The sequence below is a fragment of the Sphaerospermopsis sp. FACHB-1094 genome, from assembly GCF_014696195.1.
In the GTDB taxonomy this organism is placed as follows: Bacteria; Cyanobacteriota; Cyanobacteriia; order Cyanobacteriales; family Nostocaceae; genus Sphaerospermopsis; species Sphaerospermopsis kisseleviana.
On the sequence record NZ_JACJPT010000024.1, the window covers coordinates 1 to 15867 of the forward strand.

A 15867-nucleotide genomic window follows, 5' to 3' on the forward strand; every position below is an offset into this window, starting at 1 on the left:
AGTAACTATCTCTAGCCCTGATGATTACGTCAAGTCTGGCTGAAATGAGAACATCCTCAAAGCCATACACAGACTGCCTTTTTAATTTTCGGACAGGTCTAATGATGATCTGTTAGAGGTGACAGATAGTTTACTCAATGATTTAGATGCAGGTACTCGTAACATCACTTCGGCTTCGCTCAGTACAAGTGCTTACAGGGCAATAACCGAACTCCCAGATAATGTTCGTGGTATTGATACAACAAAACTGGCAGCAATGGCGATCGCCTTTGAAGTTTTAAGGGGTTGAAAAACGTAATCCCTAGAATCCCCGATTTTTATTGTATAAATTGGGTGAGTGAAGCTGATTTTAGTAGACCAAACTAAAGTATTAATTGTTAGTGATGGAGGAGCATGAGACACAAAAAAGTATTACTCAGGTAAAAAGAAAACTCATACTAGAACACCGATTCATTAATCGTAAGGGCGTATAGCATTCGGACAGAATATGAACTGGTTTCAGCAATAGGTTATCACCCGAATGCTTCGCCCCTACAAGGTAAAATCAAATTACTTAGTATTACTGAATCGACGCTCTAGAAAAAACCAGCTAATTGTCCTACCAAATGGTAAAGATATTGTAAGTAAGTCGGCATGAAAAAAACAAGTTATGTAACAAAATGTAAAATGCCTAAAAACCTCATCCCTCCTGCCTTCTGCCTTCTGCCTCCTGCCTTGCCACAACGATAAATTTCAACGCCTACCTACTTAACCAATTACCCATTATCAATTATCAATTACCAATTATCAATTATCCTGTTCTTCCCGCTAAATTAGCAACCACCGCTGCTAATTCTCCAGGATTCACTGGTTTAGGAATATGTAATTGAAAACCTGCTAATAAAGCTTGGGTCCGGTCTTCTGATCTAGCATAAGCTGTTAATGCCACTGCGGGAATTTTCCCTCCTTCATTACTAGGAAGACTTCTGACTTTACGAATTAATGTATAGCCATCTTCTTCTGGCATTCCAATGTCACTAATTAATATATCTGGATGGAATTGTGATAAAGCTGTCATTGCTTCTTGAGTAGAGGCAACAGCAGTCACTTGAGCGCCATATTGTCCTAAAATTGTAGTTAGTAAATTCCTTGTATCTGCTTCATCATCCACTACCAAAACTCGCACATTTTCCAAGATTGATAATTGGTAATTCACAGATTCGCTATTTGTGAGAAATGGTTGTGATTTGGGTGTATCATCTTCATTAATCACGGCTTTCATTGGTAAATTGACAATGAAAGTTGCACCTTGTTCTAGTCCTGGACTGGTAGCGAAAACTTTACCTCCGTGCAGTTCTACTAAATGCCGGACTATAGCTAATCCTAATCCTAATCCACCATGCGATCGCGTAGTTGAACTATCAGCTTGACAAAAACGCTCAAATACATGAGGTAGAAATTCGGTAGCAATTCCCGCACCATTATCACTGACTTGAATCTGCACACGGGACTTAATGCGCTGTATTTTTACCTCCACTTTTCCCCCCTTGGGTGTAAATTTTACAGCATTGGAAAGCAAATTCCAAACTATTTGTTGCAAGCGGTTAGCATCACCTATCACTACTCCCACTGCTGGATCAAATTCCGACTCAATGCAAATATGTTTAGCATCCGCAGCAGGACGCACTGTGTCTATTGCTGCTTCTATTACTGGTACGATTTCCACTGAGGACATATTTAAACGCAGTTTACCACGAATAATCCGAGAAACATCTAATACATCTTCAATTAACTGAGATAAAGACCGACTATTGCGATCAATTGTTTCCAATGCTCTAGCAGTGGTAGCTTCATCAAATTTACGCCTTCTGAGCAACTGTGTCCATCCTAACATGGCATTGAGGGGGGTGCGGAGTTCGTGGGATAGTGTGGCTAAAAATTCATCTTTGATGCGGTTAGCTGCTTCTGCTTCAGTTCTTGCTGCTTTTTCTCGCGCTAGTATTTGTTCTCGTTCTTGTTCTGCTTGCTTGCGTTCTGTAATATCAATCATAAACCCATGTATCTGTTTTGGTCCATCTTTACTCCGCACCACATTCACAATGTCATATAACCAAACCACTCTGCCATCTGCGGCTAACATTCTATATTCAAATTCGTAATTTTCCTCGGTTTGTGAACTCATCAGGCAATACTTAACTGCCCACTCTTTGTCTTCAGGATGGATATGTTCTTCCCAAAAATTATCACTGTAACAATCAGTTAATGAATAACCGAGTATTTCTTCTGTTTGCAGACCAATGTATGTAAAATTTCCAGTTTTAGGATCTGCTTCCCAAGGAATGACGCGCACTTTTTCTGTTAATTTGCGGAATTTTTCTTCGCTTTGTTTGAGAGCATTTTCAGCTTGCTTTTGTTCTGTAATATCTCTAATGAGGGCAACAAATCCTTCTACTTTTCCTTGCTGATTGAATTGGGGAATATAAGTAACGCTGGTATCATGAATTGTACCATTTTGATGCAAGAGTTTCGTTTCATAAGTGACTTGATTTCCAGATAATACTGTTTTTACATAAGGAACAATTTTTTTATAAACTGACTCTCCTAAGATTTCTTTTATGTGTTTTCCATAAATTTCAGCAATAGGTATACCAAACCATTCTTCATATCTTTTATTATTAAAACGATAACGCTGTTGAGCATCTACATAGGAAATCTGTACTGGTAAAGAATCGGTAATCAAGCGCAGTTGTTCTTCCTGTTTTCTCAGGGAATCTTCTGCTTTTTTGCGCTCGCTCACATCAACAACAAAACCAATTACTTGATCTGAATTATCTTCTAATAAAGCTAAACCAAGTAAAACATTAACCAGACTACCATCTTTGCGGATATATTGTTTTTCAAAAGGTTGACAAACTCCTTGGTCTCTCAGTTCCACTATTGAGCGATCGCTTTTTTCCAGATATTCTGGAGGTGTCATTTTTCGGCAGTTTATTCTTCCTGCTAGTAGTTCTTCTCGTGTATAACCTACCATGTTTAAAAAGGCATCATTCGCTTCTAAAATACCGCCTTGCATATCGGTTATAATCACTCCAATGATGTTGGCATCTTTTAACCTGCGAAATCTCGCTTCACTTGCTGCTAGGTGTTTAAAACTTATTTCTAATTTCTGCTTAGAAGTACGTAATTCTGAGTTTAGCCAACTGATAAACATTGTCACCAGCGTAAACAATCCTAACTTAATGATACTGTCTGGACTGTCAACAGAAAATGAAAATTGGGGATCGATAAAAAAGTATTTAACAAGTAGAGCCGACAAAACAGTAGCTAATAACCCAGACTTAATGCCACCATACCAGGTACTCACTGCTATAGCCGCAAAAAATATCAGAAAGATAGAGCGATCTAAAAATGGCTCTAACAGGAATGTTAATACCAAGGCGATACCAACACATAAAATGGACACAGAATAGTTTGATAGAAGAGAAATTTTTCCTTTCAATTTAGCATCTCCTCTGGTGCTGCAAGCTACTTGCAGTCATGAAATTTGTGAGCAACAGGAATATAGCTCCAGACCTATTATGCAACAGGACAATACAAAGCTTACATTTCTGGAATAGGAATCTACCTAAAGTAGTAAAAATCAATGCAAACAAACCTTTTCTAGTATAGTATACTTTCTCTGATTTAAATTATATTGTTAGCGGTGCTGATAGCAACAGAAATTATTGATTTAGGACTTACGTAAGATGTGACTGAAAACCTTATTCTTGCGTAGGGGTAATTCATGAATTACCCCTACTTTCGTTCCCTTTTGCGTAAGTCCCGTTATTAAATTTTGCTCCTAGACGGATACGAAATGATTGATTTTGTTCTTCGTTAAACTTAGCTACAGCTTGTTGCATATCTAAAGCCATATTTGCTATGGACATAGGATGATCACTGCGATGATTAGGTAATCCAGCAACTGTCATGTAAGCATCACCAATAGTTTTGATTTTTTTGACTCCATGCAGTTCGGCTAATTCATCAAATAAGCAGAATATTTCGTTAATAAATAAATGCTATTTTCTACATACAAATATAAAGGATGCTTAATTAAATTTAAATTTATTCAGCAAGCCCTACTTAAAGAAAAAATTGTTCCTATCCAACTCTTGAAACTGTCACCGTGGCGTAGCACCTGTCACCTGTCACTGGTCATTCACAGATAACTTTTTCAGCAAACCCTATTTGCAAGTCCGATATTTCGGAAGTTAACAGTGCCTCTAGTTGGTTTATACCAAAATTTCTTTTGGGAATCATGCACTTTTTGGGTTATGAGTAATTAAAGATGAATGAGTTGGGAGAAAACCTAACATGGGTCGCAACCCCACTTTAACTTTTGATCGTGGTACGTTAATTTTACATCCTCCTCCACGCTGCAAAGCTTGGATAGATTTTGCTACCTGGGATGATAGAATTGAAAAATTCCGCATTCCCGCGATTAGATACCGTTGTTTAGTCGAAGCTCTGCAAGCAGAAGATACTTTTTTTATTGATGAGGCTAAGGAATTTTCTCCTTTGGAGTTAGTCGCTAGTTTAGAAATGACTCCCTATCCCCACCAAAATGAGGCTTTAGCGGCTTGGAAGTTGGCAGGTAGACAGGGTGTGGTGGTGCTACCCACGGCAGCGGGTAAGACTTATTTGGCACAAATGGCCATGGAAGCAACACCCCGCACTACTTTAATTGTTGTTCCAACTTTGGATTTAATGCACCAGTGGTATGCACACCTAAAAGCGGCTTTTCCTGATATGGAGTTAGGTTTGTTGGGTGGTGGTTCACGGGATAGAACACCGATTTTAGTGGCAACTTATGATAGTGCGGCTATTCATGCGGAAAGTTTGGGTAATAAATATGCGCTGATTATTTTTGATGAATGTCATCATTTACCTACAGATTTTAATCGAGTGATTGCGGAATATGCGATCGCACCTTATCGTTTAGGACTTTCTGCTACACCAGAACGCACCGATGGCAAACACGCTGATTTAAATATTCTCATCGGTAGAGAAGTTTATCGGCAGCGTGCTGAAGATTTGGCAGGTAAGGCTTTAGCAGAACATCAAGTTATACAGATAAAAGTCAAATTATCTCAACTTGAAAGAGAAAGATATAATCAGTTAATTCAAACTCGGAATGATTTTTTAAAGCAATCTCGCATTTCTTTGGGCAGTTTGCAAGGTTGGCAAACTTTTGTCCAAATGAGTGCGCGATCGCAAAATGGACGCAGAGCAATGTTAGCACATCGTCAAGCTAAAGAAATCGCTCTGGGGACTGATGGGAAGTTAAGAATTCTTGCTGATTTATTAGCTGAACATTACCCCTCTAGAGTGTTGATTTTTACGGCTGATAATGCTACGGTTTACCGTATTTCTGGTGAGTTGTTAGTTCCTGCTATTACTCATCAAACTCCTGTGAAAGAACGGCATGAAATTTTAACTAAGTTTAAGGAGGGTATTTATAATACTTTGGTGGCTTCTCATGTTTTAAATGAGGGTGTTGATGTTCCTTCTGCTTCTATAGCAATTATTCTTTCTGGGACTGGTTCTGCAAGGGAATATATCCAGCGTTTGGGTCGGGTTTTACGTAAGGGAAATATGGAAAATAAACAGGCGATTTTATATGAAGTTGTGGCGGAGGATACGAGTGAGGAGGGTACTTCGGCTAGAAGACGAGGTTTAAGAGGGAATGAACCGCAAAGTACGCAAAGTACGCAAAGTCAGGAGGAGAAGAAAGAGGATAAGAAGAAGGATAGAAGGGGTAATTTAAGGGTTGTTTATGGGGGTGGTAAGGAAAGAGAAAATCAAAGGGATTTGCGGGCGGCTGAACAGTTGGAAATTAATTATTCTCTTAATAAGAAAAATGTTGACAACGGAGTTATTGATTCATCGTCAAAATGGGGAGGAAATTATCCCGAAGAGACTGAAACTTGATGATAAACATTTGGGTTTAGCTAGTGATTTAATTCAGTTTTTTCAGGATGCTGTGAGGAAGTCTCAAGGGGTTCTTGAACGTCAATTGGCTGATTTTGAAGGTGATACTACTGATTATCGAATGAAGCGCGGTTTGGCTTATATTCTGAAAAGTAGTTTCTGCACTTTTGAGGTTGTTAGTCCTCTTGAACCTGCTATGTTAAGAGAACGGGTGTTTTCTCTGGCTGCAAAATCTGTTTCTAGTCGGGAAAATACAGAGGTAATTTTAACTAAAATTTCTGATGATTTAAGTCGGGAATTACAACGGGAAGTTTTACCTGTTCATGTTCATGAAGGTCTTTATGCTGATTTATCGGAAAATAAAATTTTAACCTCTTTTGATGCTCCTAAACCTGAAGATTTATTACATCGTTATAATTTGTCTCAGGTACAAGGTGTGTTTTATAAAGCTACTCATTTGGTGTTAAATGCTCATCGCAATGTACCAGGAGAATATAAGTTATTGTTCCGTTATTTGAAGTTGTTTCAATTAATGGCTTATATTGAAGGTGATGCGGATCATGGTTTTACTATTAGTATTGATGGTCCGACAAGTTTGTTTAGTCCTAGTACCCGTTATGGTTTGGCGATCGCTAAATTAATTCCTGCTTTACTTCATGTGACAAAATGGAGTTTATCCGCAACTTTACAAACACGAGATTTTTATACTAATGAATGGAAAACTGGCAGGTTTACACTCAATTCTGAATGTGGTTTAGTCTCTCACTATCCTCAAGGTAAGCCTTATGATAGTATGTTAGAACAATCTTTTGCTGATAAATGGGATAATTTAAAAAGTGGTTGGATTTTAGAACGGGAAGTTGATTTAATTCCTATTCCTGGAAGTGTGATGATTCCCGATTTTCGGCTGGTACATCCTGATGGTAGAACTTTTTTATTAGAAATTGTCGGTTATTGGCGACCAGAATATTTACAAAAAAAATTTTCTCAAGTACGCCGTGCTAATTGTGATAATTTAATATTAGCTATTTCGGAAAGATTGAATTTAGAAAAAGCAGGTGTAAAATTAGATAATGTCCCTGCTAGAATTGTTTGGTTTAAAGAAAAATTATTACCCAAAGCAGTTTTAGCGGTAATGGGTGATGGGTGATGGGTGATGGGTAATTGGTAATTGGTAATTGGTAATTGGTAATTAGTAATAACACCCAGATCCCCGACTTCTGCGTTCAAGTCACAATTTATTGACAGGATAATAAAAGGAAATTGGGGATCTGATGACTCTTAATTATTACTGCTCAAATTCTCATTAATTAACTGTTGAAATTCCTCTAAAGAATTGATGCTAATGCTGGGTAAAAGTAAGGTTTCTAATACAGACATATCATCAATTTGATTGATAGATTTGACGAGGTCATCTGGTAAAATATCAAAACGATTTTGCAGAATTTTGATAATATCTTGTTTGCGTGTTTCTTTTGCTCCTATTTGCTGACCAATTTGTTGCCCAATTTGTTGACCAATTTGTTGACCAATTTGTTGACCTCTTTCTAGTGCCATTTCTTCTATTGTGCTTAAAAAAGGCATATTGCGCTCCTTTTCGTATTGATTAAGTTTATTTTTAAATTCCAGTTCTAGTTGTGTTGGTAAAGTCATCATTTTATCAAGAAACTTACCTAAATTAATGATATCAAATTTAGTTAAGCCCCTTTCATACAAACTTCTGACTAAATTCCATTTCCATTGTTCTCTTTGGGTTAAATTGCTAGTAGTAGCTTTGGTTTTTAAATGCGCCATGACTACTGTAGCAAAAATATTATCACTAGCTTCTAATTCCTCCCACTGATAATCTAAGAGTTTCACGTTACTGAAAGTCATTTTAACTTGGCTTTCTCCCATGCCGTATTCATAAGAATTGGGTCGCCAAGTTTTACTCTCATCTCCTAGTATAGCTAAACTGATGACGGGTTTATGATATAAATCAAAGGCGCGATAGTTATAGATAAACATTCGCTGGGAAAATTCTTTATCATATTGGCTTTGTACCTCAATATGAATCAAAATCCAAACTTCTTGGTTATCTAGTAACCAAACCTTATACAATTTATCAGCATAGCGTTTTTCTGTTTGGGAAGATGCTGTAATTTGCTCTAATTCTTTATCGAGGGAAATGGGGGTTTTTTGCCAATTAATTTGTTGATGAAGATGGGGGTAAAAGAAAGATACAAAAGATTCAAAGTATTCTGATATTGCTTCTTTCCATGTTTCGTCATAATTAGCGGTAGTTTCATTCATTCAAGCACCTGGGAAAAATCTATTACTTACTAAGTATTTACTAAATATTAGGATCTATACCATGAGAACGTAATATTTCTTCTAAACGTTGCGATCGCAATCTTTCAGATTCAGCTTTTTTCCTTTCAAATTCAGCCCTTTGTCTTTCAAATTCTGCCCGTTCCCTTTCCTGTTGCAGTAGTTCTTCTGCTGTTAAATATCTCTTTCGTTGTTCATCATACCAATATAACCATTCTCTGGTAATTCCTTGATATTTTCCTTCTTCTCTACCTATTCCTAAATTCAATTCTGATAACCATACTGCTTCACCTGGCAATAATTGATATTTGCCATTTTCTAATTTATAAACCTCTAACTTTTGTTTCCTTTTTCTTAATGGGTTATAAATCACATAATATAAAATTCCTAATTCTGCATATTCTTGTTTCTTTTGGGTATATTCTCCCCTTCTAGTTTGAGATACTACTTCTAACACCATGATTGGTAGTTTTTGTTCTTCCCATAACACATAGGATAAACGTAAATCTGAGTCAATAATTCTCGGTACACCAATACTCAGAAATCCATCTGGTACTATTGCTGGTTTATCTGGATCATAATATATTCCCATATCTACGCCAAAAAACCAATCCATTCTTTCTGACCAAATTAAGGCGAGTATGGTTTTTAGTAACCCTGGTATTAAGTCTTGTAATTCGTTATCCACTGGTGTATCGTCTGAATCTGGTAAGTCTTCAGCAGAGGGTAAACATTGCCGAGTATCATATTTTAATAACATATCTTCTCAAACCAATCAATGTTTCTTTTTTACAATATAACATATATAATACATCAAGAATCATTGAATGCAGATAAACACAGATAAAGATGAATAATTAATTCAATGTCCAAAATATAAAATTTTCCTTAATTTTAAATTATATGTAATTAGCATTACAAATCTATCTGGGGCATGATTTATAATTATCCCCAGTTAGAATATTTTTATGAAAAAACTCAAAATCATGAAAACTAAAATTTCTGTCATTTTAACAATTGTAGCGGCTGTTTTTGGTGTGAATAGTGCCGTTTATGCACAATCAACTGAGCAAGTTAATCAAGGAAATTTTACTTTAAAAAGTGATTCTTTAGTTGATGTTAATGATCGTCGTGCAGAAAATGATTTTAGCAGATTTTTTAATCAACAAAATAATCAAGGTACGGAAAATAATACTTCTGAAGAATTGCCCTTGAGTGAATCAATCACAATTCCTGCTACTCTTATTTTTCTGCAACCAGCAAATCAAAATTTGAATGAAAATGATGGTCTGCAACTACAGTTAGATTTAAGTGATAACCAATAGGAATAATTGGTAATGGGTAATGGGTAAAAACTGTCACCTGTCACCTGTCACCTAATTTCTGACTCCCAAAAGATAATTTGGCAACATTTTGCAGTAAAATTAATACTTTGGAGAGAAGAGGTTTTTTTAATGACTCGTGTCATCATTGTGCGTCATGGTCAAAGTACATATAACATTGAAAGACGTATCCAAGGACGTACTGATGCGTCAACTTTAACGGAAAAAGGTCAAGACGATGCTAGGAAAACGGGTAAAGCTCTGAGTAATATAGCATTTAAGGCTATTTACACCAGTCCCCTGAACCGCGCTAAAACAACAGCAGAAATTATTTGCAGTGAGTTAGTGGAAAAGTTTGGGGAAATACAAGTTTCCGAAAATTTAGTAGAAGTAGACTTACCCTTATGGGCGGGAATGTTATCTATTGATGTCAAAGAGAAATTCCCTGATGATTATAGTATATGGAAAAAACGTCCCCATGAATTGCGGATGATGATTAATGATGCAGATGGGACAAGAGAACATTTTCCAGTTTTAGCTTTATACGCACAAGCACAGCAGTTTTGGCAAGAAATTTTACCCCGTCATCAAGGGGAAACTATTCTTATAGTTGGACATAATGGTATTAACCGAGCTTTAATTAGTACGGCTTTGGGTATTCCTCCTAGTGGTTATCATGGACTACAACAGTCTAACTGTAACATTAGTGTGTTAAATTTTGCTGGTGGTTTGGGTGAACCTGTGCAGTTAGAATCAATGAATCAAACGCAACACCTGGGAGATACTTTACCGAGTTTACGCCCCAATCATCAAGGATTTAGGTTATTATTAGTACGTCACGGCGAAACCGAATGGAATCGTCAAGGTAAGTTTCAAGGGCAAATTGATGTACCTTTGAATGATAATGGCAGAAGCCAAGCGGGAAAAGCTGGGGAGTTTCTCAAAGATGTGACATTTGATTTTGCTTTTAGTAGCACTATGGCACGTCCCAAAGAAACCGCAGAAATTATTCTTAAACACCATTCTCAGATTAATTTGCAGTTATTGGACGGTTTAAGAGAAATTAGTCACGGAACCTGGGAAGGTAAATTTGAATCAGAAATAGAACAGGAATTTCCCGGAGAGTTGGAAAGGTGGCGCACTGTTCCGGCTGAGGTGCAAATGCCAGAAGGGGAAAATTTACAACAGGTACATGAACGCAGTGTAGCCGCTTGGCAGTCAATATTAGCAACTGCTGAGAAAAATCAGTTACAAACGGGCTTAGTGGTTGCCCACGATGCGACTAATAAAACTTTGCTTTGTCATATTCTAGGATTATCACTGGAAAATTTCTGGAATTTCCGTCAAGGTAATGGGGCTGTGAGTGTCATTGATTACCCTAATGGTGCTGGTGGTTTACCCGTGTTGCAAGCGATGAATATTACTGGTCATTTAAGTGGTGGTGTGTTAGATAAGACAGCCGCAGGAGCATTATAATTGCGCTGATTAGCATATCTGGGGCGGGCAAGATGCCCACCCCACATTATATTCTTCCCTAATCACCAACTACCAATTAGAACAGATATTTTAAGTATTAAAACAGACATGATAAATGAACTTCTACAACAAGTAAGGGTAATTGATCCGGTTTCGGAAACTGACCAAATAGCCGATGTATTAATTGCTGAGGGTCAAATTAAAGCGATCGCTCCCCAAATTTCCGATATTAGCGCCGATACTGTTATTAAAGATTGTCGGGGTTTAGTTGTAGGTACTGGTTTAGTTGATTTATATAGTCATTCCAGCGAACCAGGGTTTGAAGAAAGAGAAACTTTGGTTTCTTTGTTGCAAGCTGCATCTGCTGGTGGTTTTACGAGGGTAACAGTATTACCAGACACAAATCCAGCTATTGATAATCCCGCTTTAGTGGCACAGTTACAGCAAAAAAGAGTAGAGAAAGGTTCACCCCATCTTCAGGTTTGGGGGGGAATGACTTTAGATTTAGCTGGTAAACAGTTAACTGAGTTTGCGGATTTAGTTACTACTGGGGTTGTGGGTTTTACGGATGGGAAACCTTGGGAAAATTTGGGTATAGTCAGACGGGTTTTAGAATATCTGCAACCTTTTGGTAAAGTTGTGGCGTTTTCTCCCTGCGATCGCTCTTTGTCTTTAAATGGTACAATCCGAGAAGGTGCGGAGGCGTTGCGTATCGGTTTACCCCCTGTTCCTCCTAGTGCGGAAACAAGTGCGATCGCTGCTTTATTGGAATTAGTCGCGGAAATTAGGACACCTGTACATATTATGCGGGTTTCTACTTCCCGGAGTGTGGAATTAATTGCTACTGCAAAATTTCAGGGTTTACCAGTGACAGCTAGTACCACTTGGATGCACCTGTTATTGAACACCGCAGATATTAAGAGTTATCATACTAGCTTGCATTTAGAACCACCTTTAGGTAATGCTACTGATGTTAAAGCTTTGCGTGCTGGTGTGCGTGGAGGTGTAATAGATGCGATCGCTATTGATCATGCAGCGTTCACCTATGAAGAGAAAGTACAAGCTTTTGCAGAGTCCCCAGCGGGGGCAATTGGTTTAGAATTAGCATTACCATTATTGTGGCAAAATCTGGTAGAAACTGGGGAATTTACAGCTGTAGAATTATGGCGAGTTTTGAGTAATAAAGCCGCAGCTTGTTTACAACAAGAAATGAAAGCGATTAAACCCGGTGAAAAAGCAGAATTGACATTATTTGATCCTGAAAAAATCTGGACAGTAAATAGACAAAATCTTTGTTCACTTGCTGATAATACACCTTGGTTTGGCAAAGAAATTAAAGGTCGGGTTGTACAAACTTGGTGTTAATTTCATTTATCAGTTATTAGTTTTCATCAGTCATAATGATATTTACAGGACAGAATAATCAATACATCTTCTTCAACTTTGTAAACTAACCTATGTTCATCTGTAATTCGTCGTGACCAATAACCTTGTAATTCATATTTTAGAGGTTCTGGTTTACCTATACCAGAAAATGGTTCTCTTTGGATATCTTTAATTAGTTCTAGGATTTTCTTAAAAACTTTTTTATCTTCCTTTCCCCATATTCATCTAAATCAACATAAATTAAATTTCCTTGTTCAACATTTTCCATAGCTTTAAGCAAATGTTTTTTATTAGCTTCTGACTTGAGAAGATAAGTAGTTTCATCTTCTTCTATGGGTGGTTCTACTAAGATGATAACTTCTACTACTGTTCCTGCTGGTAATTCTGTGTTAGATAGTTCGATTTTCCCATCTTTACCAACAATAGCCTTTTGTTTAATTCCAGTGAGCATAATGGTTAATTAATCTGATAAAGTCAGATGTAGTAATTTTATTGTAACTTGCTTTGAGGCAGTTTGGCAATGAATTAGGTGGTGGGAGTTTCATTATTATATTCATAGATGTCCTAAAAACGGTAAGCATTCAGCCGTCAGCTATCAGCAGTCAGCAATAAAGAAGAAAACCATCAATAATAGGCTGGAAATTGATCTCATTAACTCAGTATCTCTCTGACTGAAAAATAGCTGATTACTGATAGCTGAATGCTTACGATTAGGTTAATTCTAACCAACCTTGATAACCGGTCACAATGCGATCGCCATCTTTGAGAATATGAACTTCTATTTGATCACTCGCCCAACTAATTTGATCTTTAAATTCTGGGTTAAAAACATGAACTTTTTGATTTCTGGAAGAAACCGGAGACAAAGGAGAATTAATAGCTAAAGACTGGACAAAAGGACCATCTATTAAAATATCTAATTCTGCTAATAATTCCTGAGAACCAGGAGGTGCAGATTCAGATTGTAATTCTTTTAAAGTAAAACCAGTAAAAGCCATCACATTTAAACCAGCGGCTTTAACTTTATGTGCTAAACTAGCTAATGCGGAAGCTTGCCAAAATGGTTCTCCACCAGAAAAAGTTACACCTGTATTATGGGGGTTTTTAATAATATCTTCAGCTAGTTTATCAATCGCAACTAATTGATTTATTTCAAATTCCCAAGATGCGGGATTAAAACAACCTTCACACTCACGCGGACAACCTTGCACCCAAACCACAGCGCGACAACCAGGACCATTCACTTCTGATTTATCAACATAACCCATGATGTTAAGATAACCATCGGGAATTTGTTTCAGTGCTGATAAGATTTCTGTTGTTGTTTTTGTTGTTGCCATATTTATTTAACTCGTGAAAAATACAACTGTAAGCAAGTAGGTAATAGGTAATAGGTAATAGGTAATAGGTAATAGGTAATAGGTAATAGGTAATAGGTAATAGGTAATAGGTAATAGGAAAAAATAAAATTGATTACCCAGTCCCCAGTCCCCAGTCACCAGTCCCCAGTCACCAGTCCCCAGTCACCAGTCCCCAGTCCCCAGTCCCCAGTCCCCAGTCACCGTTTGTATTGCCATTCTTCCCTGATATTCTTGTCTAAATTGTGTAATTCCTTCAATAATATTTGGTAAATCAATTGTCTCTAGAGGACGATTAATTTGCTGTAGTTTATTTGACGAAACAGCATCCAGTTTAACGGCAACAATATCCGCTATTGATAAAGCTTGACGGACTAATTTATCACCTAACAATGTGCTATTAGTTAATACTTTAGTTAATACTACTGCTGGTTCTTTAAAGATTTCTTTTGTAGCTGTGAGAATTTCAGCTAAATTTAATGCTAAAGTAGGTTCACCACTACCACTAAAAGTTACTACATCTAATGGTATTTGTCGGAGTGCGATCGCTTGCAATTCTGAGATAATTTGGCTAGTAGGTATAAACATCTGTCGCTGAGTTGTTTGGTGTTGAATATTCCCTAACTGACAATAAACGCAGTTAAAGGAACAGGTAGATATTATCCCTATAGGATCAATACCAAGCGATCGCCCAAATCTCCACGATTTTACCAGTCCATAAACTGCGGTACAGTGAGGTTTTTCTACAGATAGTGACTCACTCATAACTACCTCACAACTTAGCCTAATTTGATATAGCAGGTGACAGTTTACAAATCAAATTACAAGTCAAAATTCATGCGTTCAAAAGTCGAAAGTTTTACCTATTGATAAATCAAGAGGATTGAACGATGTCTAAAGACTTACGCTTCACAAAAAGACTGTTTCAACCAATCTTATTGAGAATTTATCATTAGTTTGTGAGGAAGTTGTGAGGTAAATTTTCTTATCTTTTGGTAGTGAATACAGTTGTAAACATCATCACCATACCACCTAAAAGAATAGCGATCGCTAATCCTCCTGTGAGCAAATCTAACGTATTGTTATCTATGTTCATTGTTTAATCACTCCCAAATTTACTAAAAATTTACTAAAAATTTACTGTAATTTTCTGAGTAAATTACTATTTTTACAAATGCAATTATATCATATCTTGTGAAATACTTATCATATCTGTTGGGGGTGGTAATTGGTAATGGGTAATTGGTAATTGTAAGAAGGCAATTATAGCTGTAGTTAAGAATTTTCTTAATTGTAGTAAAAGCTTTTCATTAGAGCGAATAAAAAAGTGATTACCCTCAAGCTTCTGTAAAGAAAAAGCTGCTGTTGTCTGTTCTTATCAAACAATTACATACCTGGATTTAGTTGATGTGCTGCTTTCTAATTGTCAAGATTTAGGACTAGATAAAGAACGTCAAGGTAAAGGTTTAGTTCAAATACCAACTACACTATACTAAACACGGTTGGGAAATGGACTTTTAGAAGATTACGAAAAGCGAGATTTGTAGGGGTTTAGCACTGCTAAACCCCTACCCTAGAATCAAATCATTCATCCGTTTTGAGTATATTATGAACCTTAAAGAAGACCAAATTAGTAAAATTGACCCTTTGCTAGAAGAAGCTTTAATGAATGCAAGGGGTGATGAAAAAATGCGGGTAATTATGACCTTGGGTAATGAAAATCAACTCAGGAATAATCAAAGTGCTTTAAATATAAAACCTGCTGATTTTCCATCATCTACAGCGTACAGAAATGCGTTAATTGAACAGCGTAAAATTCAAATTTCTCAAGTTATAGGTGACACAGTTTAAGAATTAAAAAAACTGTCTTTAACAACTTAGGGCGGCACAATGAGCCGTGTTTTAGTTGTGGAAGGTTCAGCAACAGATATATTACGCTCATTAGAATTGTCTCGGTGCGAGTGTCCCGTGAAACCTGGGAAGCAATAGAGGGGAGAATGTTGTTACCTCCGAGTAATTGAGTCATAATCAAATAATTTTTTTAAGGTTACTGCATTGAAGTA

15 protein-coding genes are annotated in these 15867 nt (G+C 37.0%); 7 read left to right on the top strand and 8 right to left on the bottom strand.

Annotated features, from left to right (window positions below; genetic code table 11):
- The first annotated feature begins 118 nt into the window (after positions 1-118).
- On the top strand, positions 119-289 hold the full coding sequence (locus tag H6F47_RS09995; protein ID WP_190648971.1) for a hypothetical protein: 171 nt from the start codon (positions 119-121) through the stop codon (positions 287-289).
- A gap of 501 nt (positions 290-790) precedes the next feature.
- On the opposite strand, the gene H6F47_RS10000 is transcribed toward H6F47_RS09995, so the two are convergent.
- A complete protein-coding gene (locus H6F47_RS10000; RefSeq protein WP_347239077.1) occupies positions 791-3442 on the bottom strand; it encodes a PAS domain S-box protein in 2652 nt (883 codons plus the stop codon).
- Positions 3443-3761: 319 nt separating this feature from the next.
- On the bottom strand, positions 3762-4031 hold the full coding sequence (locus H6F47_RS10005) for an adenylate/guanylate cyclase domain-containing protein (RefSeq protein ID WP_347239078.1): 270 nt from the start codon (positions 4029-4031) through the stop codon (positions 3762-3764).
- 304 nt (positions 4032-4335) lie between these two features.
- On the opposite strand from H6F47_RS10005, the gene H6F47_RS10010 reads away from it, so the two are divergent.
- Both H6F47_RS10010 and H6F47_RS10015 read left to right on the top strand, forming a co-directional pair.
- Positions 4336-5952 (top strand): DEAD/DEAH box helicase family protein, encoded by a 1617-nt coding sequence (locus H6F47_RS10010; protein ID WP_190648977.1) that lies wholly within the window; start codon positions 4336-4338, stop codon positions 5950-5952.
- Positions 5882-7102 (top strand): DUF790 family protein, encoded by a 1221-nt coding sequence (locus H6F47_RS10015; protein WP_096571815.1) that lies wholly within the window; start codon positions 5882-5884, stop codon positions 7100-7102. The genes H6F47_RS10010 and H6F47_RS10015 overlap by 71 nt, the downstream gene beginning before the upstream one ends.
- A 131-nt stretch (positions 7103-7233) precedes the next feature.
- On the opposite strand, the gene H6F47_RS10020 is transcribed toward H6F47_RS10015, so the two are convergent.
- Positions 7234-8244 carry an Rpn family recombination-promoting nuclease/putative transposase gene (locus H6F47_RS10020; RefSeq protein ID WP_190648979.1) on the bottom strand — a complete coding sequence of 337 codons (1011 nt, stop codon included), beginning with the start codon at positions 8242-8244 and terminating at the stop codon, positions 7234-7236.
- A 40-nt stretch (positions 8245-8284) separates the two neighbouring features.
- Positions 8285-9022: a Uma2 family endonuclease gene (locus H6F47_RS10025; RefSeq protein ID WP_190648981.1), complete on the bottom strand. Its 738-nt coding sequence runs from the start codon at positions 9020-9022 to the stop codon at positions 8285-8287.
- Between the two features lie 226 nt (positions 9023-9248).
- Here H6F47_RS10025 and H6F47_RS10030 point away from each other — a divergent pair, with 226 nt between their 5' ends.
- The 3 genes from H6F47_RS10030 (at position 9249) to H6F47_RS10040 (ending at position 12425) form a co-directional block, all read left to right on the top strand.
- Entirely contained in the window at positions 9249-9587 is a 339-nt protein-coding gene (locus H6F47_RS10030) for a hypothetical protein (RefSeq protein WP_187040129.1), read from the top strand.
- Between the two features lie 129 nt (positions 9588-9716).
- A complete protein-coding gene (locus H6F47_RS10035; RefSeq protein WP_190346744.1) occupies positions 9717-11060 on the top strand; it encodes a histidine phosphatase family protein in 1344 nt (447 codons plus the stop codon).
- 108 nt (positions 11061-11168) lie between these two features.
- Positions 11169-12425, top strand: coding sequence for a dihydroorotase (locus tag H6F47_RS10040; protein WP_190346745.1), 1257 nt, complete (start codon positions 11169-11171; stop codon positions 12423-12425).
- 26 nt (positions 12426-12451) lie between these two features.
- Here the strand turns inward: H6F47_RS10040 and H6F47_RS10045 are convergent, their stop codons facing one another.
- The 4 genes from H6F47_RS10045 to H6F47_RS10060 all read right to left on the bottom strand — a co-directional run bounded on the left by H6F47_RS10045 (position 12452) and on the right by H6F47_RS10060 (position 14569).
- Entirely contained in the window at positions 12452-12667 is a 216-nt protein-coding gene (locus H6F47_RS10045; RefSeq protein ID WP_190649028.1) for a Txe/YoeB family addiction module toxin, read from the bottom strand.
- Positions 12625-12897, bottom strand: a complete 273-nt coding sequence (locus tag H6F47_RS10050; protein WP_190648984.1) for a hypothetical protein — start codon at positions 12895-12897, stop codon at positions 12625-12627. Before H6F47_RS10050 ends, H6F47_RS10045 begins: the two co-directional genes overlap by 43 nt.
- A 259-nt stretch (positions 12898-13156) precedes the next feature.
- Complete coding sequence (locus H6F47_RS10055) at positions 13157-13786, bottom strand: 4Fe-4S single cluster domain-containing protein (RefSeq protein WP_137666103.1); 630 nt, start codon at positions 13784-13786, stop codon at positions 13157-13159.
- Between the two features lie 183 nt (positions 13787-13969).
- Entirely contained in the window at positions 13970-14569 is a 600-nt protein-coding gene (locus H6F47_RS10060) for a radical SAM protein (RefSeq protein ID WP_190648987.1), read from the bottom strand.
- 843 nt (positions 14570-15412) lie between these two features.
- On the opposite strand from H6F47_RS10060, the gene H6F47_RS10065 reads away from it, so the two are divergent.
- Entirely contained in the window at positions 15413-15655 is a 243-nt protein-coding gene (locus tag H6F47_RS10065; RefSeq protein ID WP_190648990.1) for a hypothetical protein, read from the top strand.
- Positions 15656-15867: the final 212 nt, after the last annotated feature.

Coding starts and splice junctions, on each gene's coding strand:
- H6F47_RS10050 (WP_190648984.1), bottom strand. CDS start 12,897: ATGCTCACTGGAATTAAACAAAAGGCTATTGTTGGTAAAGATGGGAAA.
- H6F47_RS10030 (WP_187040129.1), top strand. CDS start 9,249: ATGAAAACTAAAATTTCTGTCATTTTAACAATTGTAGCGGCTGTTTTT.
- H6F47_RS10060 (WP_190648987.1), bottom strand. CDS start 14,569: ATGAGTGAGTCACTATCTGTAGAAAAACCTCACTGTACCGCAGTTTAT.
- H6F47_RS10025 (WP_190648981.1), bottom strand. CDS start 9,022: ATGTTATTAAAATATGATACTCGGCAATGTTTACCCTCTGCTGAAGAC.
- H6F47_RS10040 (WP_190346745.1), top strand. CDS start 11,169: ATGATAAATGAACTTCTACAACAAGTAAGGGTAATTGATCCGGTTTCG.
- H6F47_RS10020 (WP_190648979.1), bottom strand. CDS start 8,244: ATGAATGAAACTACCGCTAATTATGACGAAACATGGAAAGAAGCAATA.
- H6F47_RS10055 (WP_137666103.1), bottom strand. CDS start 13,786: ATGGCAACAACAAAAACAACAACAGAAATCTTATCAGCACTGAAACAA.
- H6F47_RS10010 (WP_190648977.1), top strand. CDS start 4,336: ATGGGTCGCAACCCCACTTTAACTTTTGATCGTGGTACGTTAATTTTA.
- H6F47_RS10035 (WP_190346744.1), top strand. CDS start 9,717: ATGACTCGTGTCATCATTGTGCGTCATGGTCAAAGTACATATAACATT.
- H6F47_RS10015 (WP_096571815.1), top strand. CDS start 5,882: ATGTTGACAACGGAGTTATTGATTCATCGTCAAAATGGGGAGGAAATT.
- H6F47_RS10065 (WP_190648990.1), top strand. CDS start 15,413: ATGAACCTTAAAGAAGACCAAATTAGTAAAATTGACCCTTTGCTAGAA.